16 protein-coding genes are annotated in these 20,987 nt (G+C 65.2%); 9 read left to right on the top strand and 7 right to left on the bottom strand.

Going from position 1 to position 20,987, the window contains the following annotated elements:
- Nucleotides 1–222 precede the first annotated feature (222 nt).
- The 6 genes from PQR02_RS09985 (at nt 223) to PQR02_RS09960 (ending at nt 8,797) form a co-directional block, all read left to right on the top strand.
- Nucleotides 223–1,530, top strand: coding sequence for a Zn-dependent hydrolase (locus PQR02_RS09985; protein WP_408229110.1), 1,308 nt, complete (start codon nt 223–225; stop codon nt 1,528–1,530).
- A 118-nt stretch (nt 1,531–1,648) separates the two neighbouring features.
- Complete coding sequence (locus tag PQR02_RS09980; RefSeq protein ID WP_408229107.1) at nt 1,649–2,998, top strand: NAD(P)-dependent oxidoreductase; 1,350 nt, start codon at nt 1,649–1,651, stop codon at nt 2,996–2,998.
- A 60-nt stretch (nt 2,999–3,058) separates the two neighbouring features.
- Nucleotides 3,059–4,414 (top strand): NAD-dependent dihydropyrimidine dehydrogenase subunit PreA, encoded by a 1,356-nt coding sequence (preA, locus tag PQR02_RS09975; RefSeq protein ID WP_408229104.1) that lies wholly within the window; start codon nt 3,059–3,061, stop codon nt 4,412–4,414.
- Nucleotides 4,415–4,526: 112 nt separating this feature from the next.
- A complete protein-coding gene (locus tag PQR02_RS09970; RefSeq protein ID WP_408229101.1) occupies nt 4,527–6,038 on the top strand; it encodes an NCS1 family nucleobase:cation symporter-1 in 1,512 nt (503 codons plus the stop codon).
- A gap of 51 nt (nt 6,039–6,089) precedes the next feature.
- Nucleotides 6,090–7,541 carry a dihydropyrimidinase gene (gene hydA / locus PQR02_RS09965; protein ID WP_408229098.1) on the top strand — a complete coding sequence of 484 codons (1,452 nt, stop codon included), beginning with the start codon at nt 6,090–6,092 and terminating at the stop codon, nt 7,539–7,541.
- A gap of 452 nt (nt 7,542–7,993) precedes the next feature.
- The gene (locus tag PQR02_RS09960; protein ID WP_408229095.1) at nt 7,994–8,797 is read left to right on the top strand and encodes an amino acid ABC transporter substrate-binding protein; all 804 of its coding nucleotides are present in this window, start codon (nt 7,994–7,996) and stop codon (nt 8,795–8,797) included.
- A gap of 85 nt (nt 8,798–8,882) precedes the next feature.
- Here PQR02_RS09960 and leuA read toward each other — a convergent pair whose 3' ends face one another.
- Nucleotides 8,883–10,601 carry a 2-isopropylmalate synthase gene (gene leuA / locus PQR02_RS09955; RefSeq protein WP_408229092.1) on the bottom strand — a complete coding sequence of 573 codons (1,719 nt, stop codon included), beginning with the start codon at nt 10,599–10,601 and terminating at the stop codon, nt 8,883–8,885.
- Between the two features lie 257 nt (nt 10,602–10,858).
- On the bottom strand, nt 10,859–11,752 hold the full coding sequence (locus PQR02_RS09950; RefSeq protein WP_408229089.1) for a class I SAM-dependent methyltransferase: 894 nt from the start codon (nt 11,750–11,752) through the stop codon (nt 10,859–10,861).
- A 212-nt stretch (nt 11,753–11,964) separates the two neighbouring features.
- On the opposite strand from PQR02_RS09950, the gene PQR02_RS09945 reads away from it, so the two are divergent.
- Nucleotides 11,965–12,321 carry a hypothetical protein gene (locus PQR02_RS09945; RefSeq protein ID WP_408229086.1) on the top strand — a complete coding sequence of 119 codons (357 nt, stop codon included), beginning with the start codon at nt 11,965–11,967 and terminating at the stop codon, nt 12,319–12,321.
- 77 nt (nt 12,322–12,398) lie between these two features.
- On the opposite strand, the gene PQR02_RS09940 is transcribed toward PQR02_RS09945, so the two are convergent.
- On the bottom strand, nt 12,399–13,079 hold the full coding sequence (locus tag PQR02_RS09940) for a cadmium resistance transporter (protein ID WP_408229083.1): 681 nt from the start codon (nt 13,077–13,079) through the stop codon (nt 12,399–12,401).
- 290 nt (nt 13,080–13,369) lie between these two features.
- Here PQR02_RS09940 and PQR02_RS09935 point away from each other — a divergent pair, with 290 nt between their 5' ends.
- Nucleotides 13,370–13,882 (top strand): hypothetical protein, encoded by a 513-nt coding sequence (locus tag PQR02_RS09935; RefSeq protein WP_408229080.1) that lies wholly within the window; start codon nt 13,370–13,372, stop codon nt 13,880–13,882.
- A 221-nt stretch (nt 13,883–14,103) separates the two neighbouring features.
- On the opposite strand, the gene PQR02_RS09930 is transcribed toward PQR02_RS09935, so the two are convergent.
- The 3 genes from PQR02_RS09930 to PQR02_RS09920 all read right to left on the bottom strand — a co-directional run bounded on the left by PQR02_RS09930 (nt 14,104) and on the right by PQR02_RS09920 (nt 17,968).
- Nucleotides 14,104–16,014, bottom strand: a complete 1,911-nt coding sequence (locus tag PQR02_RS09930) for a glycosyl transferase family 1 (protein WP_408229077.1) — start codon at nt 16,012–16,014, stop codon at nt 14,104–14,106.
- Nucleotides 16,015–16,186: 172 nt separating this feature from the next.
- Nucleotides 16,187–17,461, bottom strand: coding sequence for a DUF3443 domain-containing protein (locus tag PQR02_RS09925; protein WP_408229074.1), 1,275 nt, complete (start codon nt 17,459–17,461; stop codon nt 16,187–16,189).
- Nucleotides 17,462–17,503: 42 nt separating this feature from the next.
- Nucleotides 17,504–17,968 carry a DUF2844 domain-containing protein gene (locus PQR02_RS09920; protein WP_408229071.1) on the bottom strand — a complete coding sequence of 155 codons (465 nt, stop codon included), beginning with the start codon at nt 17,966–17,968 and terminating at the stop codon, nt 17,504–17,506.
- Nucleotides 17,969–18,440: 472 nt separating this feature from the next.
- Between PQR02_RS09920 and bamC the strand changes: the two genes are divergently transcribed.
- On the top strand, nt 18,441–19,676 hold the full coding sequence (gene bamC, locus PQR02_RS09915) for an NlpB/DapX family lipoprotein (protein WP_408229068.1): 1,236 nt from the start codon (nt 18,441–18,443) through the stop codon (nt 19,674–19,676).
- Nucleotides 19,677–20,012: 336 nt separating this feature from the next.
- On the opposite strand, the gene PQR02_RS09910 is transcribed toward bamC, so the two are convergent.
- On the bottom strand, nt 20,013–20,939 hold the full coding sequence (locus PQR02_RS09910) for a DMT family transporter (protein WP_408229065.1): 927 nt from the start codon (nt 20,937–20,939) through the stop codon (nt 20,013–20,015).
- Nucleotides 20,940–20,987: the final 48 nt, after the last annotated feature.

Raw genomic sequence — 20,987 nt, 5'->3', positions numbered from 1 at the left:
CGCTCTGTTTGCCACCGAACGAAAGGTGTTGATCTGGCGGGCGTAATCGTCTACAACCTGTCCAACTGGACAGGATTGATAGAGCGGGCGATGACTAGGGTTAGCCCTCTGTATGAGAGGCAACCCGGCGCAGCGAACGTGCACCGCCACCGTGCGGGCACGCCCCAAAAACCGCCGACGATGCACCAGTTTCATGTCGATTCACCGAAAGGAGCGAGACGAATGAGCGCGGTATCCGAAGCACTGAAGCAGGTCCAGAAGGAAGCCCTCTCGGGGGACGCAGAACGCGCGGCCACGGTCAAGGTCGACGGCAAACGCCTGTGGGACAGCCTGATGACGATGGCGAAAATCGGCGCGACGCCTAAGGGCGGCGTCTGCCGCCTCGCGCTCACCGACCTCGACAAGGCGGGGCGCGATCTGATCGTCGGTTGGGCGAAGGAAGCCGGCTGCACGGTCACGGTCGATCAGATGGGCAACGTCTTCATGCGCCGCGCCGGCCGCAATCCTGCCGCGCTGCCGGTGATGACCGGTTCGCATGCGGACTCGCAGCCGACCGGCGGCCGCTTCGACGGCATCTACGGCGTGCTGGGCGGTCTCGAAGTGATTCGGAGTCTGAACGATCACGGCATCGAGACCGAGCACCCGGTCGAGGTGGTGATCTGGACCAACGAGGAAGGCTCGCGCTTCGCGCCGGCGATGGTCGCCTCGGGCGTGTTCGCCGGCGTGTTCACGCTGGACTACGGCCTGTCGCGCAAGGACGTGGACGGCAAGACCATCGGCGAGGAACTGCAGCGCATCGGCTATGCGGGCGATGTGCCGTGCGGCGGCCGGTCCTTGCATGCGGCGTTCGAACTGCACATCGAACAGGGGCCGATTCTCGAAGCGGAACAGAAAACCATCGGCGTCGTGACCGATGCGCAAGGTCAGCGCTGGTACGAGATCACGCTGACCGGCCAGGAAGCGCACGCGGGCCCGACGCCGATGCCGCGCCGTCGCGACGCGTTGCTCGGCGCCGCGCGCGTGGTCGATCTGGTCAATCGCATCGGGCTCGATAACGCGCCGTTCGGCTGCGCGACGGTCGGCATGATGCAAGTCCATCCGAACTCGCGCAACGTGATTCCAGGCCGCGTGTTCTTCACCGTCGACTTCCGTCATCCCGACGACGCGGTGCTCGCGGAAATGGACGCCGCGTTGCGCAAGGGCGTGGCCGAGATCGCGGACGGCATCGGGCTTGAAACCGAACTCGAACAGATCTTTTACTACGCGCCGGTGGCCTTCGACGCCGCCTGCGTGAAGTCCGTGCGCGCGGCCGCGGAGCGCTTCGGCTATTCGCATCGCGACATGGTGTCCGGTGCGGGCCACGACGCCTGTTATCTGTCGCAAGTCGCGCCGACTTCGATGGTGTTCGTGCCGTGCGTCGACGGGATCAGCCACAACGAAATCGAGGACGCCACCTTCGAATGGATCGAGGCGGGCGCCAACGTGCTGCTGCACGCGATGCTGGAGCGAGCGTGCGAGCCGGTTTCATGACGCCCAGGCAGCCGCTTTAGTCGTTTTACCCGTAGTGCCCATAAAACATGCCGTCCCGGCTCCGCTTCGGCGCAGCCGGCAGGTACGGCTACGTCCTCACATCGAAGAAGGAACGTGTATGGCCATCAAGCAAACCGGCGACATTGCGGCCCAGCGCCTGTCGCCCGAGCAGCTCTCGTGCGAGTTCTCCGACATCGCGCCCTTGCTCGACGCGAGCGCGGCGGCCGCGGCGGCGAGCCGTTGTCACTACTGCTACGACGCGCCGTGCGTGACTGCGTGCCCGACGCGGATCGATATTCCCAGCTTCATTCGCAAGATCAGCCACGGCAATCTGAAGGGTGCGGCGGTGGACATTCTGTCGGCCAATCCGCTCGGCGGTATGTGCGCGCGCGTTTGCCCGACCGAGATTCTGTGCGAAGGCGCGTGCGTGCGTAACCATCAGGATGCGAAGCCGGTGGCGATCGGCGCGTTGCAGCGGCATGCAACGGACCATGCGATGGCGCGCGGTGAGCCGCTCTTCAAGCGGGCCGCTGAAACCGGGCGGCATGTCGCGGTGGTCGGCGCGGGGCCGGCGGGGCTCGCGTGCGCGCATCGGCTGGCGCTCGCGGGCCATCGCGTGACGATCTACGATGCCCGCGAAAAAGCCGGCGGCCTGAACGAATACGGGATCGCCGCGTACAAGACCGTCGACGATTTTGCGCAGCGTGAAGTGGCATGGCTGTGCTCGGTCGGCGGCATTGAGATCAGGCATGGTGTCGCGCTCGGACGCGATCTCCAGCTCGCCGCGTTGCGCCAGCAGCACGACGCGGTGTTCCTCGCGATCGGCCTGACCGGTGTGCGCGCGCTCGCGATGGACGGCGAGGACCTGAGCGGCGTGATCAACGCGGTCGACTTCATCGAACAGCTTCGCAGTGCGAGCGATCTCGGCACCGTGCCGGTGGGCCGCCGCGTCGTCGTGATCGGCGGCGGCAATACGGCGGTGGACGCCGCCGTGCAAAGCCGCAAGCTCGGCGCGACCTCGGTGACGATGGTGTACCGGCGCGGCGTCGAGTCGATGAGCGCGACCTGGGCCGAACGCGACTTCGCGCAGACGTGCGGCGTCACGCTCGTCACGCATGCGAGTCCGCTGCGCTTGCTCGGCGCGCACGGCGTGGTCACGGGTGTCGAGTTCGAGCGCACGTCGCGCGACGGTGCCAGGGAACGCTTCGTGGTCGAAGCCGACATGGTGCTCAAGGCGATCGGGCAAACGCTGGTCGCGGTAGGCGTCGAACGCGAGTTGCTGACGCTCGACGGCAGCCGTATCGCGGTCGATGCGAACGGGCAGACTTCGCTTGCCGGGGTATGGGCCGGCGGCGATTGTGCCGCGACCGGCGGCGTCGACCTGACTGTGCAGGCCGTGCAGGACGGCAAGGTGGCCGCCGCCGCGATCGACGCGCAGTTCGCCCGCACGGCAATCAGGGCCGCGTAGCACCGCGCGCTTCACGCCCAAGCAAACAGACCAAACATAGCAGTCCCCAAGGAGCCGAACATGGCCGATCTGCGCTGTACGATTGCCGGCATCACTTCGCCGAATCCCTTCTGGCTCGCTTCCGCGCCGCCGACCGACAAAGCCTATAACGTGAACCGCGCCTTCGAAGCGGGCTGGGGTGGCGTGGTGTGGAAGACGCTCGGCCTCGACCCGCATGTGGTGAACGTCAGCTCGCGCTACGGCGCGGTGCAATGGAACGGCCAGCGTATCGCGGGCCTGAACAACATCGAGCTGATCACCGACCGTCCGCTCGACGTCAACCTGCGCGAGATCGCGCAAGTCAAACGCGACTGGCCCGAGCGCGCGATGATCGTGTCGCTGATGGTGCCGTGCAACGAATGTGACTGGAAGTGGATCCTGCCGCTCGTCGAAGACACCGGCGCCGACGCGGTCGAATTGAATTTCGGTTGTCCGCATGGCATGAGCGAGCGCGGCATGGGCGCGGCGGTGGGCCAGGTGCCCGAGTATGTCGAGATGGTCACGCGCTGGGTCAAGGAAGGCACGAAGCTGCCATGCCTCGTGAAGCTCACGCCCAACATCAGCGACATTCGCCTGGGCTCGCGGGCGGCCTATAAAGGCGGCGCGGACGGCGTGTCGCTGATCAACACGATCAACTCGATCGTCGCGGTCGACCTCGACGCGATGTCGCCGCTGCCGATGGTCGACGGCAAGGGCACGCACGGCGGCTACTGCGGGCCGGCGGTGAAGCCGATCGCGCTGAACATGGTCGCGGAAATCGCGCGCGATGTAGAGACGCCGAATCTGCCGATCTCCGGCATCGGCGGTATTTCGACGTGGCGCGACGCCGCCGAGTTCATCGTGCTCGGGGCGGGCAGCGTGCAGGTGTGCACGGCCGCGATGCACTACGGCTTTCGCATCGTCGACGATCTCGCCGATGGCCTGTCGAGCTGGATGGACGAAAAAGGCTACGCGACGCTCGACGATATTCGCGGCCGCGCCGTGCCCAACGTCACCGACTGGAAGTACCTGAATCTCAAGTACGACATCAAGGCGCGCATCGATCAGGACAAGTGCATTCAGTGCGGCCTGTGCCATATCGCCTGCGAGGACACGGCTCATCAGGCGATCATGAAAGAAAAAGATGGCGTCCGGCATTTTGAAGTGATGGACTCCGAATGTGTCGGCTGCAATCTGTGCATGCATGTCTGCCCGGTCGAGCAGTGCATCACGATGGAGCGCGTGGATAGCGGGGAGTACGCGAACTGGACCACGCATCCGAACAATCCGGCGCGGGTGAACGTGGCTGAAAGCGCGTCGGCACGGACCGCTGAAGCGGCCGAAGCCGCAGCGCATTTAGAGGCGCCCGCGCCCGCTCACGCGGCCAAGGCAGCCTGACCCATGAAGCACCGGTAGCAACGCAGCGCCCGTACTGAACCTGTCGTTCCCCAAAGGCCCGATGCGCCAGCAGAAGCGGCAAGGGCCTCAACGATCCAGTGGAGATCTTTCGATGAAGCAGACAGCGCATTCCGTCGATCCGCAGTTCGCGGCCGGCGCGCAGGGCAGCGGTCTTTACAACGACGACCTTGCGCCGACCGGTCCCGCGCAGCGCACCTGGCGGTGGTATCACTTCGCCGCGCTGTGGGTGGGGATGGTGATGAACATCGCGTCGTACATGCTCGCCGCCGGCTTGACGGAGCAGGGCATGTCGCCGTGGCAGGCGGTCGTCACCGTGCTGCTGGGCAACCTGATCGTGCTGGTGCCGATGCTGCTGATCGGTCACGCGGGCGCGAAGCACGGCATTCCGTATGCGGTGCTGGTGCGCTCGTCGTTCGGCACGCGCGGCGCGAAACTGCCGGCCTTGCTGCGGGCGATCGTCGCGTGCGGCTGGTACGGGATTCAGACCTGGCTCGGCGGCAGCGCGATCTATACGCTGCTGAACATTCTCACCGGCAACGCGCTGCATGGCGAGGCACTGCCGTTTCTCGACATCTCGCTTGCGCAGCTCGCGTGCTTCCTCGTTTTCTGGGCGCTGCAGATCTACTTCATCGTGCACGGCACTGAAGCGATTCGCCGGCTCGAAAGCTGGTCCGCGCCGATCAAGATCGTGATGTGCATCGCGCTCGTGTGGTGGGCGACCTCGAAGGCGGGCGGCCTCGGCTCGATGCTGTCGGCGCCGTCGCAATTCGTGCCGGGCGGCAAGAAAGAAGGCATGTTCTGGCTGACCTTCTGGCCGAGCCTCACCGCAATGGTCGGGTTCTGGGCGACGCTCGCGCTGAATATCCCCGACTTCACGCGCTTCGCGAAAACGCAGCGCGACCAGATCATCGGCCAGTCGATCGGCTTGCCGGTGCCGATGGCTTTGCTTTCGGTGATTTCGGTGGTGGTGACGTCGGCGACCGTGGTGATCTACGGCAAGGCGATCTGGGACCCGATCGATTTGACGAGCCGCATGACCGGCATCGGCGTTGGCGTCGCGCTGATCATCCTGACGCTCGATACGATGTCGTGCAATCTCGCGGCGAATCTGGTCGGCCCCGCCTACGATTTTTCGAGCCTGTGGCCGAAAGGCATTTCGTATCGTGTGGGCGGCATGATTACCGCGACCATCGCGCTCGTGATGATGCCGTGGAAGATTCTCGCCACCACGCAAGGCTACATCTTCACGTGGCTGGTCGGCTATTCGGCGTTGCTCGGCCCGGTGGCCGGCATCCTGATGGTCGACTACTTCCTGATTCGCGGCACCCGGCTCGACACGCGCGAGCTGTTCGACGAGCAGGGCGAATATAGCTACACCGGCGGCTGGAACATCGGCGCGGTGGTCGCATTGATCGTCGGCGTGCTGCCGAATTTGCCGGGCTTTTTGCATACCGCGTTTCCGGCGTCGTTTCCGAACGTGCCGGCGATCTTCAATATGCTCTACACGTATGCGTGGTTTGTCGGACTCGCGTTGGCGTCGATCGTATACAGCGCGTGGATGAAGCTGAGCAAGGGACCGAGCGCGCGCGTGGCGAGCGCCTGAGTACGGATGATACGCAACATCGAAACCAGCAGTTCATAAGGAGGCGGCAACATGACGACCCTGATTCGCGGCGGCACGATTATCGACGCGGAGAACACGTATCGTGCGGACGTGTTGTGTGCGGACCCGCAGGACGGCGGCACGATCCTGCAGATCGGCGCGGACCTGGAGGCGCCGGCGGGCGCGACGATCGTCGATGCGGGCGGGCAGTACGTGATGCCCGGCGGCATCGATCCGCACACGCACATGGAATTGCCATTCATGGGCACCACCGCGAGCGACGATTTCTACACCGGCACGGCAGCGGGTTTGTCGGGCGGCACGACCAGCATCATCGACTTCGTGATTCCGAGTCCGAAACAACCGCTGATGGAAGCGTTCAACGAATGGCGCGGCTGGGCGGAGAAGGCGTCGGCGGACTACGGCTTTCACGTTGCCGTCACGTGGTGGGACGAGTCGGTCTATCGCGACATGGGCACGCTCGTGCATGAACACGGCGTATCGAGCTTCAAGCACTTCATGGCCTACAAGAACGCGATCATGGCCGACGACGAAGTGCTGGTGAACAGTTTCTCGCGCTCGCTCGAACTCGGCGCGCTGCCTACCGTGCATGCGGAAAACGGCGAGCTGGTGTTCCAGTTGCAGCGCCAGTTGCTGGCCAAAGGCTTCAAGGGACCGGAGGCGCATCCGTTGTCGCGGCCGCCCGAAGTGGAAGGCGAAGCGGCCAATCGCGCGATCCGCATCGCCCAGGTGCTGGGCGTGCCGGTGTATATCGTGCACGTGTCCGCGAAGGACGCGGTCGATGCGATCGCGCGCGCGCGCAGCGAGGGCTTGCGCGTGTTCGGCGAAGTGTTGCCGGGCCATCTGGTGATCGACGAAGCCGTGTACCGCGATCCCGACTGGACCCGCGCGGCCGCGCACGTGATGAGCCCGCCGTTTCGCTCGGCCGAACATCGCGAGGCATTATGGCGCGGCTTGCAGGCGGGCCAGCTGCACACCACGGCGACCGATCACTGCGTGTTCTGCGCGTCGCAGAAGGCGATGGGCCGCGAGGACTTCACGAAGATTCCAAACGGCTGCGGCGGTGTCGAGGATCGCATGGCGGTGCTCTGGCATCACGGCGTGAATGCGGGGCGTCTCACGCCGAATGAATTCGTGCGCATCACGTCGACCAATGCCGCGCAGATTTTCAACCTGTATCCGCGTAAAGGCGCGGTGCGTGTCGGCGCGGATGCCGATCTCGTGGTGTGGGACCCGAACGCGAGTAAGACGATTTCGGTGAACACGCATCATCAGAAGGTCGACTTCAACGTGTTCGAAGGGATGACGGTGCAGGGCGTCGCGATGCATACGCTCACGCGCGGCGCGCTCGCGTGGACCGACGGTGAATTGCGCGCGGTGCGCGGCGCGGGACGCTACCTGAAGCGGCCGCCGAATTCGGCTTACTTCGATGCGGTGCGGGTTGCTAACAAGCGTAAGGAGCCGCATCCGGTGGAGCGCTAGGCGCTGTTGCACCGGGTTGGCAGTGCCGCGTGTGGCGTCGGGCATCCCGGCGCCGCGGCACGCGTTCATCGGGCCGGCCTGTCCCGCAAAGGCAGTGGCAAGAGCCGGCCGGGCCCAGTTTCGGTTCCCGATTCACTCTGATACTCTGCGCACACTTACGATCAAGCGTCGCTCATCGACTTAGAATGATGGACCTCAGGGCTTCCACTGCGATCGGGCAATTGCTCGCGCATCGCGAGCGGTTTCGCGAGGTTCGCCTTCGCGCCGACATCTCCCGCCGTTGCGCATCACGACACCGCGCCGCGCAAGCGCCGCGCCTCGGCAATTCTGATGCTTTGAAAAATCCCGGACGGTTTGCTACAGTCCGCCCATTCCGCTGGGCGCGAGTTCCGGTGGGAACGGTCGAATCCAAGACCCGGCCACCGCTGTCGCCAACCTGACGGAGCCCCTCGATGAAGCCGATTCGTTCCATGGTGCTGGCCGCGCTGTTGCAGGCGGCGGCAAGCCTGGCATTGAGCCCGGTATCGAGCCCGGCATGCGCCGGCGACGCACTCGCGCAAATCAGATCCGCCGGCGTGTTGCGCATCGGCACCGAAGGCAGCTATGTGCCGTTCACCTATCACGACGAGGCAGGCAAGCTGACCGGCTTCGACGTGGAACTCGGCATGGCGATCGCGCAGCGCCTGCGGGTCAAGCCGCAATTCATCGAAAGCAAATGGGACGGTCTAATCGCCGGCCTCGACGTGAACCGCTACGACGCGGTGATCAACGAAATAGCCGTTACCGACGCGCGCAAGCTCAAATACGACTATTCCGATCCGTACATCACGTCGCACGCGGTGCTGATCGTCGCGGCGGACAACACCACGATCAGGAGTTTCGACGACCTGAAGGGCAGGAAGTCGGCGAATACGCTGACCAGCAACCTCGGCAGGATCGCGGCCGCGCACGGCGCGCAAGTGATTCCGGCAAAGGGCTTCAACGAGTCGATCGAACTGCTGGGCGCGGGGCGCGTCGATGCCACGGTCAATGACTCGCTGTCGTTCCTCGACCTGAAAAAACACGCGCCGGATGCAAAGGTGAAGGTCGTCGCGATCGACACCTCGCCGGACAGCAGCGACAAATCCGCGGTGCTGATCCGCAAGGGCAGCCCGAGGTTGCGCGCCGCGCTCAACGAAGCGATTGCGGAACTGAGGAAAGACGGGACTTACGCGAGAATCTCGCAGAAGTATTTCGGCAAGGATGTGTTTCAGTAAGCACTGCGCAAAGCGGCGCACAAAATGAAGAGGGGCGCCGAAGCGCCCCCTCGCACACGTCAAGCGACTACAGCGCGCTCGAACCTCAAACCGCCGCATCCTCCGTCGCGTCATTCAACGCGGCGTCGAAGAAGCGTTCCTGCGCTTGCGCACTGGCGCGAGCATACGCGCGATTCACGCCGCTGATCACCGCGCGAATCGAAGCCGTCACCAGATTCGCGTCGATGCCGACGCCGAACGCACTGCCGGCCACATCGGCGCCGGCCATTTCGGCGACCGCGATCGCGCGCGCATCCGCCCCCTGGGTCAACGCGCGCTCTTCATAGTGCTGAATCCGCACCGGCGCGCCGATCGCGTGCATCAATGCGTCGAGCGGGCCATTGCCGACGCCGCTCAGCACGCGCCGCGTGCCGTTGATGTCGACCGTGAGCCTGATATGTTCGCGCCCGTCACGCTCGGCGAGACTATGGCCGATGTAATGAACCGGTTCGACGGTCCGCACGTATTCGTGCTGGAACAATTCCCAGATCTGCGCGGGCGTGACTTCCTGGCCGCTGTCATCGGTATAGCGCTGCACGGCCGAGCTGAAATCGACTTGCAGGCGGCGCGGCAGCGCGACGCCGTAGCCCTGTTCGAGCAGATAGGCGATGCCGCCCTTGCCCGACTGGCTGTTCACGCGGATCACCGAATCGTAGGTGCGGCCGAGATCGCTCGGGTCGATCGGCATGTACGGCACTTCCCAGATCGCGTCCGGCTTCTGCACGGCGAAGCCCTTCTTGATCGCATCCTGATGCGAGCCGGAGAACGCGGTGAACACCAGATCGCCGACATACGGATGACGCGGATGCACCGGCAGCTGCGTGCATTCCTCGGCGGTGCGCGCGACTTCGTTGATGTTCGAGAAATCCAGTTCGGGGTCGACACCTTGCGTGTACAGATTCAACGCAAGCGTGACCAGATCCACGTTGCCAGTGCGCTCGCCATTGCCGAACAGGCAGCCTTCGACGCGATCCGCGCCGGCCATCACCGCGAGTTCCGCGGCGGCGACCGCGGTGCCGCGGTCGTTATGCGGGTGCACCGAGACGATCAGCGACTCGCGGCGCGTGAGATTGCGGTGCATCCATTCGATCTGGTCCGCATAGACGTTCGGTGTGGCCATTTCGACGGTGGCCGGCAAATTGACGATCGCCTTGTGGTCGGGCGTCGGTTCCCAGATGTCGAACACCGCGTCGCAGACTTCCTTCGCGAATTCGAGTTCGGTGCCGCTGAACACTTCCGGGCTGTACTGCAACGTGAAGTGCGTTTCGGGCGTCGCGTCGGCGAGCCGCTTCATCGTGCGGGCGGCCTTTTGCGCGAGTTCCTTGACGCCGCTCTTTTCCAGGCCGAAGACGATCTTGCGGAATTCCGGCGCGGTCGCGTTGTAGAGGTGGACGATCGCGCGCGGTGCGCCGCGCAACGATTCGAAAGTGCGTTCGATCAGATCGTCGCGGGCTTGCGTCAACACTTCGATCGTCACGTCGTCGGGGATATGGCCGCCTTCGATCAGCTCACGGACGAAGTTGAAATCGGTTTGCGACGCCGACGGAAACGCCACTTCGATTTCCTTGAAACCGATCTGCACCAGCGTCTTGAACATGCGCATCTTGCGCTGCGCGTTCATAGGTTCGAACAGCGCCTGGTTGCCGTCGCGCAGGTCCGTGCTCATCCAGATCGGCGCGCGCGTGATCGTACGCGACGGCCACTGGCGGTCCGTCAAATTGATGGGCTTGAACGAACGGTATTTGGTAGCGGGGTTTTTCAACATTTTCATCATCCGAGGTGGAGACCAGAAGGCTGGGAGTCGACCGGACGACGAAAAAGCGATACAGGGCCGCCGGTCGGAAACCGGGGCTGGGTCAGTTACTGGGGAATCAAGCGATGCTTCGGTGTATCAGGTGGAAGCGCGCAGCAGCAGACCTAGCCCGGTAGAGCGGGCTAGTAGTAGCGATAGGGTGGTCTGGGCGCGGTACATAGTGCGCAATGGGAACATATTATCGAGACGGCGTCAAGCGCCGCCGGCGATCAATGCAGCGGTTTCACGAAGCGCAGGGTCATGCGGTCCGATTCGCCGATCGCCGCGTATTTCGCACGGTCGACGTCGCCGCCCTCGTAGGTGGGCGGCAGCGACCACACGCCGTGCGGGTAGTTTTTCGTGTCGCGCGGATTGCTGTTCACTTCGCTTTCGCCGAGCAGTTCGAAGCCGGCCGCCCGCGCGTGGGCGATCACGAAATCTTGCGTCACGTAGCCGCTGTCGATGATCTGTTGCAGGGACGTGCCCGGCGCGGCGCGGTGTTCCTCGACGCCGAGGATGCCGCCCGGCTTGAGCGCGGCATAAAAGGCGCGCAGGTTCGCGTCGATCTGGCCGTCCTTGATCCAGTTGTGGATATTGCGGAAGGTCAGCACCCGGTCGACGCTGGCGTCGGCGGGAAAACCGCTGAACTGGCCCGCGTGCAGCGTCCCGACGACGACCTTGCCGTAGACGGCGGGCGTGGCCGCCAGTTTGCGCGCGAACGCGGCACGCCCGGCCTGTGCCTCGGCCGACGGCGCGCCTGGCGGGCCGTCATACTGCGCTTCGTAAAGCTTGCCGTGGTCGTGCAGATAGGGCGCGAGTATTTCCGTGTACCAGCCGCCGCCCGGCGCGATTTCGAGCACGCTTTGCGACGGGGCGAGTTCGAAGAACTGCAGCGTTTCTTTCGGATGACGGTAGCGATCGCGCTCGCGGGCTTTGCCGCTGCGTTGCGGGCCGGAGACCGCGGCGTCGAGCAAGGCGGGATTGGCTGGTGCCGCTGACGTCGAAGGCGTGTCCGGCGCCGCTGGGCCGGCGCAAGCCGCCAGCAGCAGCGCCGCGGCGAATGCCGCGAGCGTCGCAGGTAGCGCGCGGCTGGGGGAGTGGGGTTGGGCGTTCATGACAGCCATTATCGGGCTCGATCGGTTCGGAAAGAAATCCGCAATCGACATAAGCTTAGTCATGGTCGAATTTGGGTGGCGGCGTTGATCGCACCGCTGATCGAATCCGAAGGGCACGCTTGCGCGTATAAATGATGTGATCCGCGGACGCAGCGCGATGCTGCGTCGGGACGGAAACGCGCGGACATGATCCCCTTCATCTCACTTTGCCGGAGGCTGGCATGAAACGAATATCGACGACATCGAGGGCCGTACTGGGGCTGCTGTGCGCGGCCGTGTGCGGGTTTGCCGCGCACGCGGGCGCGCAGGGCCTGAGTGCGCAGAACGACATGAACGCGCCGCAAAACAGCACGCGCCTGATGCCGAATGCGCCGCTCGGCAGTGAATATCCGACCCACGGCAACCAGCAGGCCGGCGAGCTGAATCTGAACCCGGCCGATCCGCGCGCGCAACTGGTCAACGGTTTGCCGAATCACGCGAGCGCGGGCGGATATGGCGCGCCGCTTGCCGGCGTGCGGACTTACGTGCAGCCGATGCAGCCGATGCAACCCATGTCGATGCCGACGCCGTCGAACTGAACATTCGCCCAGGCGAGGTCGTGCCGCATCGCGCGCCGGACAGCCGCGCATCCTTGCACGCACCGCACCGTTGCAGGTCAGATTCCGAACACGAGCCGCAGCGTATCGTTGCGCGCGATCACCGACACGCCGATCGCCAGCAGGATCAGCGGCAGCAGGGAGGTGCCGTAGCGGCGGATCGGCGCGCCCAGCAGCGGATGCTCGACGAGCCATACCGCCGCCGCGCACCACAGTCCGCTCATGACGACGAACACCAGCGAGATCAGCGCGGTTTCGCTGGGCGAGCGGCTGGCATAGAGCGGAACATACACGGCGAGATTGTCGGAGCCGTTGGCAATGGCCACCCCGGCTACGGTCAGAAAGGATGAATTGCGGGTTGACGAAGCCAACGCGGCGTTGGAGAGCACGGTGAAGGCGGCCGCTGTGCTCGATTCTTTTGCGCCGGTGCTTACGTGCGCGTCGTCCGGCGCGGCTTTCGTCCGCTGTGCAAGGCTGGGTCCGAGGCGCTCCCAGACCTGGCTCAACCCGACTCCGATCGGCAGCAGGCCGAGCAGACCCACATAACCGGCGGGCAGATGCATCAGCAATGCCGCGAACAGGATTGATCCCGCGATCAGGACCAGCGAGCCCGCGCACTGTCCGGCGATCACGCGATGCCGCCCGCCTCGCGCTTGCGCAAGGAACGCGAGCAGCACGAACAGGTTGTCGATATTGGTGGCGGCGTAAGCGACGATCGCGAGCAGGACAAGGCTAAACATACGGGGCGGACGATCCGGACGCAGTGAGAGTGAGGGAAACGGCGCGGCGCCCATCGGCGCTGATCGGCGCTCATCGGCGGACTGAGCCGGGCGTGCCGCGATGCAGCGCTGGCCGACGCCGGTCGACACGATGCCGGTGCTAATCGCCGCGGTCAAGGAGAGGCGGTGTCGCGTTTCTGAAAGGTGCACGGTGAACGGGCCTATCGTTCGATCAAACCGGCGTGCGTGTCCAATGTCGATCGACAGGTCCGTAAGCTACAATTGCCGACGGCTTGAAAAACGGAACGTCAATGAAGATTCGGACACTCTCTATCGCCTGCGTTACGACTGCTGTCGCGTTGCTGGCGGCCTGCACGGCTGTCAACAGGAACGCGGGCGCATGCGAGCAGTTGATGCGCAACAAGCTGGCCGACACGTCGCAGGATACGCTGACGGTCGCGCATCGAGCCGCCGCCATTCACGGCTCGCGGGTGGTGGTCGAAGGAACGATCGAGCATGTGATCGCGGCTTCGGAAGTGGCGGCGAGCACGCCGGCTGCGGCTGCGGCGTCCGCGCTTGCGGCGTCCGCGCCGGGCGGGGCATCGGGTGCGAAAGCGGCGTCCGTTGCATCGGGCGTTGGAGCGGAGTCGCCGGCGGGGGCTTCGAGTGTCGAGGTGTCGACGCAGAAACCGGCAAAGCCGCAGACGCTCAAGCTTCCCGCAGCGGCCGAGTGCACGTTCCACGGCGAGGAGCTGAATGTATTCCGCTGGCTGGCGCCGGCCAAGCTTGTCGCGCCGCCCGAAGAAGGTCAAGCCGCCGGTTAGTGCGCATCGTCAGCGGTGCGGTGCGGAGCGGGCCGCCGTGCTGCCGGACAAGTTGGGTGGCACTTCCCGCACCACGGGGCGCGCCTTCGCCAGCACATTGCAACTGCGCAACGCAATGCGGCCACACGGTGAAACAACGCTTTGAAACACCGCTTCGCAGAGCGCAACGCGCAAACCCGCCACCGTTTGCCACGCGCGATTCACGCCGCGCGACCCCGGCATCACCACTCGCCTGACGTCATCGCCTCCATACGCACGCCGTTGTCCGCCCGCAAAAGTGCCAACACCCGTTCGCCAAAGGCCTGAGGTCGCCCGGCGAAGCAGCGCTCAATCGCCCGGGTATCGATCAAACGCCGCCGCAACTCCGCGCGTTCAGCATGACCGTCGATCATGCGCACCGCCGCGGCGACATAATCCTCCGCGCTATTCGCCACGGCCCACGACGGCATCCCCACCCGCTCGAACAGCGCACCATCGATGCGCTCGAACACTTCCGCCCCGCGCTTGCAGACACCCGGCACACCCAGCGTGATCGCATCGACGATACCGTTGGTATTGCCGAACGGAAACGGACTCAGAAACAGGTCGGCCCGATTGACACGCTCCAGATAGCCCGCGTAATCGTGAAAGCCGTGCACGAGCGCGCCCGGCAGCGCGTTGCCGATCACGTCGCGCATCCGGTCGAGCGGCAGCCCGGCCGGCACGCCGCTCATGAAATGAATCTCCACGGGCGTCGCCGCGCGCGCGACGATCTCGCGGCATGCATCGAGAAAGCCAGGGTTGAGCTTCATCGCGCTCGCCGTGACGACGATTTCCAGCCGCTCGCGCGGCGGCGGAATTCGTGCGGCGATATCGGGCAGCGCTCCCGACGGCCGATACGGCTGACCGTCTTTCGGCAGAATCATCAGGCGTTCGCTGAAGCAGGCCGGGTCGCCGACATAGTCCGCCTCGACGCTGACCCAGTCGATCTTGTCCGAATGCGTGGTGGCCGGGTGGCCGAGACCGGCGATCTGCAGCGGCGCGACGCGCAGGTTCGACATGAACACCGTCAGCACGAACATCCCGACGCTCGGCATGTACAGCACGTCCGGCTGTTCGGCCGCGGCGAAGTCGCGGATGGTTCGCAGACACTCGCCGATGTAGTCCGGTTCCTTCAGCTCGATGAAGCGATCGAACACCGCACGCCCGGGTTCGTCGACCGCGTAGCCGAAGCCGAAGCCCACTACCTCGAAATGCTCGCGCGCGGCTTCGAGCGTGCGCGAGTGCGTGCGGTAAATCGAATGCGCGCCGCTGAACCACTCCAGCACGACGAGCATCAGCGGTTTCCCTGCATGCCGCGTGCGCTGCTCGCGTTGCGCGCGCGGCGGCCTGGGCGGTGACTTCGGCTGCGGCGCCGGCAGATCGGTGAGCGCCAGTTGCGCCAGCTTGCGCCGCACGAGTTCGTTGATGTCCCGCTTGATTTCGTGCCGGCGCGGCGTATCCGCATAGCTGCAGAACATGTACGCGTTGTGCAGCAACGCGGTCGGCAGGTCGTCGAGATCGTCGATTTGCCGCAGTTTGCCGGGCAGCCATTCGATCAGGGCCTCGCGCTTCAGATGCGCGTTCGCCGAGCCCTTGAAGACCGGCGCGAGCAGGACCAGCGCAAGGCTGGCCGCGAGTGTTCTATGGTGCGCCCAGAGCGAGGCCAGGTCGAGTTCCAGTTCGGACTCGGTCGAATACAGCACGCACAGTTTTTCGATGAAGCGGTCGCCGGCGAGAAACTCCGTGTTCTGCGGACCGCGCGGATTCAGATGGCGTGCCACATGGTCCGCGTTGCCGAACGCCGTGCTGGCGAACACCAGGCCGGTCCATTCATGCAGCGTGAGCAGCAGCCTGAAACAGGCGGGCGGCAACTCGAACTGCGGGTCGGCGAACAACGTCGTGGCCGCGCTCGCGAGGCGCGTGCAGAAGCGCTGGTGCTGCTCGGCCGCGCTCAGGCCGAGCATGCCCGAGGCGAGGAAGCTCTCGTCGAGCTTGCCGCGTTTCTGTTGCAGGAGTGCCAGCGCGGCGATCAGGTGCATCGAAGCTTTGACGTGCTGTCGCGTATAAACGAGTTGCTCGAAATCGTCGAGCGAAAAAGTGGGGTCTTCCATCGAGCGGATTTTTCAATACGGATCGCTAACTATCTTGAAAAAGAATCTGGCGGGAGGCTTGAATTATGACCGCCGCCCGATATCAAATTCCGCTGGCCAATGAATTTGCGAATTTTCCGCGTGATCGGGAATCTCGTTCGAAGCGGCCCGTCATTGCGCCGCAGCCGCGCGCTCAGAACGCGTAATAAGGCCCCGGCCCGGCCGATGTGTCGCGCGCCGCGATCGCCGTGTAGACGCGTCGTCCGAAGAAGAACGGCAAGCCCCAGTCGAAGCTCCGTGCGGCGGTGCCAGCAAGATTGTTGAACGCATTGTTCGGCGATCCGAACAGCAGGGCCGAATTGCCGACCGAGAACGAGACCGCGCTCGCCGAGCCGTTCGTGCCGGCGATGACGGCGCTGACCGGTTGCGGCGAACTCGGGCAGTACCAGGTGCCACACAGCTGTAGCTGGGTGTCGGGGAAGAAGATCCCGTTCGAGCCGCTGTCGATATAACTTTGCGCATAGGTCTGACCGTTCCCGGTCGTGACCACGTACCCGTTCGCCGCATTCGCCTTGACGACGCTCGCGCCGCCGAGCGTGTTGTCCGCCTGGGTGCCGATGCCGAAGATCAGCGATCCCGATACGCTGGGTGCGCCGGTGTCGGCGATGGCGGGCAGGTCGATCACCACGCCGTTGTTGTCGAGCGCGAAGCGGCTGACCGGATTGGTCACCTGCTGCGCGAGCGTCTGCGCGCTTGCCATGCAGTTGCCGTCGGCGGTGCACCGATAGTACCAGCGCGGCAGCGCGGCGCTGGTGCAGCCGCCGCCGCAGTCGGACGTGAACAGGCCGATGCCGAGAATGCCGTTGCCGCGTAGGCTCGCGACCGTCTGCATCGCCGGACCGGCGCTCGCGCAGTCGGCGGGCACGGCGGGGAGGGCCGCGTCGGCGATCAGATGGATCGGAATCGATGCGGCCAGCTGGCCGGCCATGCGCACGTCCGCGCTGCGCACCGCACCCCATGCGTAGCCGCTGCCGAACGCCGCGCACTCGCCCGTGACGCCGCCGCCCGACGGCACCGCCGGCAGCGCGAGACCGGCCGGCAGCGCCGAGGCGAGAATGCGCAGGCCGTTCGAGCCGGTGTCGACCTGAATGTCGTCGACCGTCGCGCAGTGGCTGGTGCCGGACTGGCAGACGGTGACGCTGGTGGTCAACATGTTGCGCGTCAGGCCGGGCGCGACGGTGACCGAGATCGGATGGACGTTCGGCGTATTCGACTGCGGCACGCTGACGGATGCGCTGGAGCCGGACGTGCCGGACGACGTGCCGGCCGTGGGCGTGCCGGCGCCGCCCGGGTTGCTGGGAGCACTCGGCGGCGACGAGCTGGCCGGGGTGTCGCCACCACCGCCGCCGCAACCGGCCAGAACCGCGCCAACGAGAAGCAGGGCATGAAGTCGCGAGGAGGCTGTCATGTCGAGGTCTCGATCGTCGTTGAAGTTGAGGGCTGGGCCGCGTTAGTGCAGGTCGTTCGCAGTGACGCCGGGCGGCAACGCGCCGGGCAGCCACGCGCGTCCGAGGTAGCCGCGCATCGGGCCGCCGGATTCGACGATCAGGTCCGGCCGCGCGATCCGCGAGATGTGCAGGTTGCCGGCGGGCGCCGACGTGGCGGCGCCCGTGCGATAGGAGGCGGCGTACTTGCCGAGCAGCGCGTCGAGGTCCGGCATGGTCGGGCCTTCCCACGCATAGCCGACGATCCGGCCGGTGCTGGTCGCGTATTCGTTGATGGTGGTGTTGCCGGCATCGGTCAGCGTGCGTACGCGCAGCGCGCCGTTGAACAGCGTGTGCGGCGCGCTCGCGGCCGCGTCGGCGTGATCCGGCATCGTGCCGCCCAATTCGGCATGCGCGGCCGCGCTCGCGCAGAGGACGCCGGTCGCGAGCGCGCAGACGGGGAGAGGGCGGCAGAAGGGGGACTTGAGCATGGCGGTCGGCCTTGTGTTCCGGCGTGTTCCGGTTTTATTGAGATATCCGGAATCACGGTAACACCCGGCCTTGCTGATGATTGAATCCGGCGTGGGCGGCGCATCGGCGCGATCTCAAAATAGCCGCCGTGCGCATCAGAAAAGTCCCTTTGAAAACAAAGATCTGACGGAAATGTAGGGATCATCCGATTGTCGATTCGGAAAGGTTGTCAAACGTTAAATGGGGGCGGACAGGCAGCTTGTCCGGGGTCGCCGACGACGCGTTTAACCAGGGCGAAATGCGCGGAAAGATGGGCTGGAAGAGGCGCTTTGCGCACGCTCACGGACGGCGCCACGGCGCGCGTTGCACGCGTGCGCACGCCGCCCGGTTCACGGGCAAACCCCAGTTTTTGCACAGGGCTCGCCGGGACCGGTAAAATGTTGGGTTGATCCACGGAAACTTGCCGTGGCGTTGCGGAAGGATTCCCCGAACATGACTGATCTTCGTCTTACCAAGCGGTTTGCAGTAATGCTGATGGCGGGCGGGCTGGTCGCCGGCTGCGGCACTTCGTCGCCGACCAAAATCGACTACAAGAGCGACTCCAGATCGAAGCAGGTGTCACTGGCTGTGCCGCCGAACATGATCGACGAGACGGCCGATCAGCGTTCCTTGCCACCGCAAGGCGGCGAAACCTCGTTGTCCACGCTCAAGCAGGTCCAGGCGCAAGCGCCGTCGAACAGTAATGCCGTGCCCGTGGTGCCGCCGGTCAACGGCATGCATATCCAGCGTGACGGCACTGAAAGCTGGCTCGTGATCGACAGCAAGGCCCCCGACGCGGCATGGGCGCCGATCCGCCGCTTCTGGCAGGAGCAGGGCTTCCTGCTGGTGGTCGACCAGCGCGACAAGGGCGTGATGGAAACCGACTGGAACGAATCGCACCCGCAGATCAACGACGGCTTCATCCGCAATACGCTGTCCAAGGCAATGGGCAACAGTTATGTCACGTCGGAGCGCAACAAGTACCGCACGCGTCTCGAACCGGCGCCGAACGGCGGCACTTATGTGTTCATCAGCCAGAAGGGCATGCGCGAGGCGCTCACCGGCACGAACAACGATTCGAGCAAGTGGGAGCCGAAGCCGAACGATCCGGCCCTGGAACAGGAATATCTGAAGCGCCTGATGGCCGCGCTCGCGCTGGCCGATACGCGCGCGCAGTCGGGCGGTGGCCAAACCGCCGAGCTGTCGCCGGCCGGCACGCAAACGGCGCCGAACGCGGCGAGCGCGAATGCGAAGTCGGCGGCTGCGGCCACGGCCGCGCAGAACGTGTCGCTGTCCGCCCAGCAGCCGATGCCGGATGCGGACTCGGCGAACACGTCAGCGCAGCTCTCGTCGACCGAACTCACGCTCGGCGAGCCGTATGACCGGGCCTGGCTGCGCGTGGGCCTCGCGCTCGACCGCAGCAACTTCACCGTCGACGACCGCGATCTGAGCCGTGGCCTGTACTTCGTGCGCTACGTCGATCCGAAGGACATGTCGTCGGCCGAGCAAGGCTTCTGGAGCCAGGTGTTCCACGGCAAGAAGGAAAAGATCGCCAAGCAGTATCGCGTGAACGTGCGCGCGGTGACGCCGGACCAAACGCGCGTGGCCGTGGTCGACGACAAGGGTGCGATCGACGAAAGCCCGCAGGCCAAGCAGATCATGAGTCTGATGGTCGATCAGCTGCACTGAGCGACGCGTTGGCAGGTAGCGCAGTTGTTTGAAGAACCGCCCGGGAGAAGTCCCGGCCGGTTTTTTTTATGGCTGCGAGACACGCTAGGTCTCTCCAGCGGCGTGTATGTCGCGGGGCCTCCGCGGGCGCAGTCGCTATCGCTCGTGGAACGACGGACTAGCCCGCACTCCAACGGAGTGCGGGCTAATCGGCTAAGCGGAATTCAATGCGGCCAGTCGAAGCGGCTAAGGGTGGCGCCCGCCGCGCCGAGGCAAGAGGGGAACAAGAAAATCGCGCGACACCGGCAACGGTGAAGCGCACGGCGGCGACGCCGGAAGGCGTCGCGCGAAACCATTTCAGGTGTCGGCCCGACGCGTGCCGATCCACGGCAGACGCTTGATCACCCCGGTCGCGAGCGCGGTGCCGACCAGAATCACCCCACAGCCTTCGAGCATGCCGGGCGAGACGCCCTCGTTGAGAAACAGCGCGCCCCACAGAATGCCGAAGATCGGAATCACGAACGTCACCGTAATGGCGCGCGCCGGCCCGGCCACCGCGATCAGGTGGAAGAACAGCATATACGCGACGCCGGTGCATGCGACGCCGAGCGCGATCACCGCGCCCCACGCGTGCAGCGAGATCGGCGCGGCCGGCCAGTAGATCACGGCGAGCGGCAGCAGCACGATGGTCGCGCCGGTCATCGTGCCGGCGGCGACGGTCAGCGCATCGACTCCGGTCAGGTGACGCTTGGTGTAGTTGGCGGCGATGCCGTAAAGCAGCGTCGCGCCGAGCGCAGCGCCCGCCGCCAGCGCGGTGGTCAGCGGCGTCGCGGCCGAGCCGTTCGGCGTGGCGATCTGATCCCACACCAGCATCAACACACCGAGAAAACCGATCACGAGACCGAGCGTGCGCAGCGCGCTCAGGCGGTCGCGCAGCCACAGAAAACCGACCAGCGCACCCCACAGCGGCGTGGTCGCGTTAATCACCGACGTCACACCCGCGGACAGCGTCAATTCGGCGTACGCGAACAGGCAGAAGGGCGCCGCCGAATTCAGAATGCCGACCACCAGCAGCGGAAAGGCGCGCGTGCGCAGCAGCGCCGCCGATTGCCGCAGCGGCCGCCGCGCGATCAGCACGGCCAGCAGAAAGATCGCGCCGATGCCGACCCGCAGCGCCATCAGCGGAGCGACGCCGAAGTCGGTCACGCCGACGCGAATGAACAGAAACGACGCGCCCCACAGGGCGGCGAGAATCAGCAGTTGCAGCAGGTTTTGAGGTTTCATCGGGAAGGCGCCGCGCGCGGTTGAGTCGGGACGCCTGCGCATCGTAAC

It is taken from the genome of Paraburkholderia sediminicola (genome assembly GCF_046026895.1).
Classification (GTDB): Bacteria; Pseudomonadota; Gammaproteobacteria; order Burkholderiales; family Burkholderiaceae; genus Paraburkholderia; species Paraburkholderia sediminicola_C.
Note: the sequence above shows the minus strand (reverse complement) of the source record. Positions and strands in the feature narration are given on the sequence as shown.

Bases quoted from the DNA above. Each gene is read 5' to 3' on its own strand.
- hydA (WP_408229098.1), top strand. From the start codon at position 6,090: ATGACGACCCTGATTCGCGGCGGCACGATTATCGACGCGGAGAACACG.
- PQR02_RS09950 (WP_408229089.1), bottom strand. From the start codon at position 11,752: ATGGCTGTCATGAACGCCCAACCCCACTCCCCCAGCCGCGCGCTACCT.
- bamC (WP_408229068.1), top strand. From the start codon at position 18,441: ATGACTGATCTTCGTCTTACCAAGCGGTTTGCAGTAATGCTGATGGCG.
- leuA (WP_408229092.1), bottom strand. From the start codon at position 10,601: ATGTTGAAAAACCCCGCTACCAAATACCGTTCGTTCAAGCCCATCAAT.
- PQR02_RS09910 (WP_408229065.1), bottom strand. From the start codon at position 20,939: ATGAAACCTCAAAACCTGCTGCAACTGCTGATTCTCGCCGCCCTGTGG.
- PQR02_RS09930 (WP_408229077.1), bottom strand. From the start codon at position 16,014: ATGGAAGACCCCACTTTTTCGCTCGACGATTTCGAGCAACTCGTTTAT.
- PQR02_RS09985 (WP_408229110.1), top strand. From the start codon at position 223: ATGAGCGCGGTATCCGAAGCACTGAAGCAGGTCCAGAAGGAAGCCCTC.
- PQR02_RS09925 (WP_408229074.1), bottom strand. From the start codon at position 17,461: ATGACAGCCTCCTCGCGACTTCATGCCCTGCTTCTCGTTGGCGCGGTT.
- PQR02_RS09980 (WP_408229107.1), top strand. From the start codon at position 1,649: ATGGCCATCAAGCAAACCGGCGACATTGCGGCCCAGCGCCTGTCGCCC.
- PQR02_RS09960 (WP_408229095.1), top strand. From the start codon at position 7,994: ATGAAGCCGATTCGTTCCATGGTGCTGGCCGCGCTGTTGCAGGCGGCG.
- PQR02_RS09945 (WP_408229086.1), top strand. From the start codon at position 11,965: ATGAAACGAATATCGACGACATCGAGGGCCGTACTGGGGCTGCTGTGC.
- PQR02_RS09935 (WP_408229080.1), top strand. From the start codon at position 13,370: ATGAAGATTCGGACACTCTCTATCGCCTGCGTTACGACTGCTGTCGCG.
- preA (WP_408229104.1), top strand. From the start codon at position 3,059: ATGGCCGATCTGCGCTGTACGATTGCCGGCATCACTTCGCCGAATCCC.
- PQR02_RS09940 (WP_408229083.1), bottom strand. From the start codon at position 13,079: ATGTTTAGCCTTGTCCTGCTCGCGATCGTCGCTTACGCCGCCACCAAT.
- PQR02_RS09970 (WP_408229101.1), top strand. From the start codon at position 4,527: ATGAAGCAGACAGCGCATTCCGTCGATCCGCAGTTCGCGGCCGGCGCG.
- PQR02_RS09920 (WP_408229071.1), bottom strand. From the start codon at position 17,968: ATGCTCAAGTCCCCCTTCTGCCGCCCTCTCCCCGTCTGCGCGCTCGCG.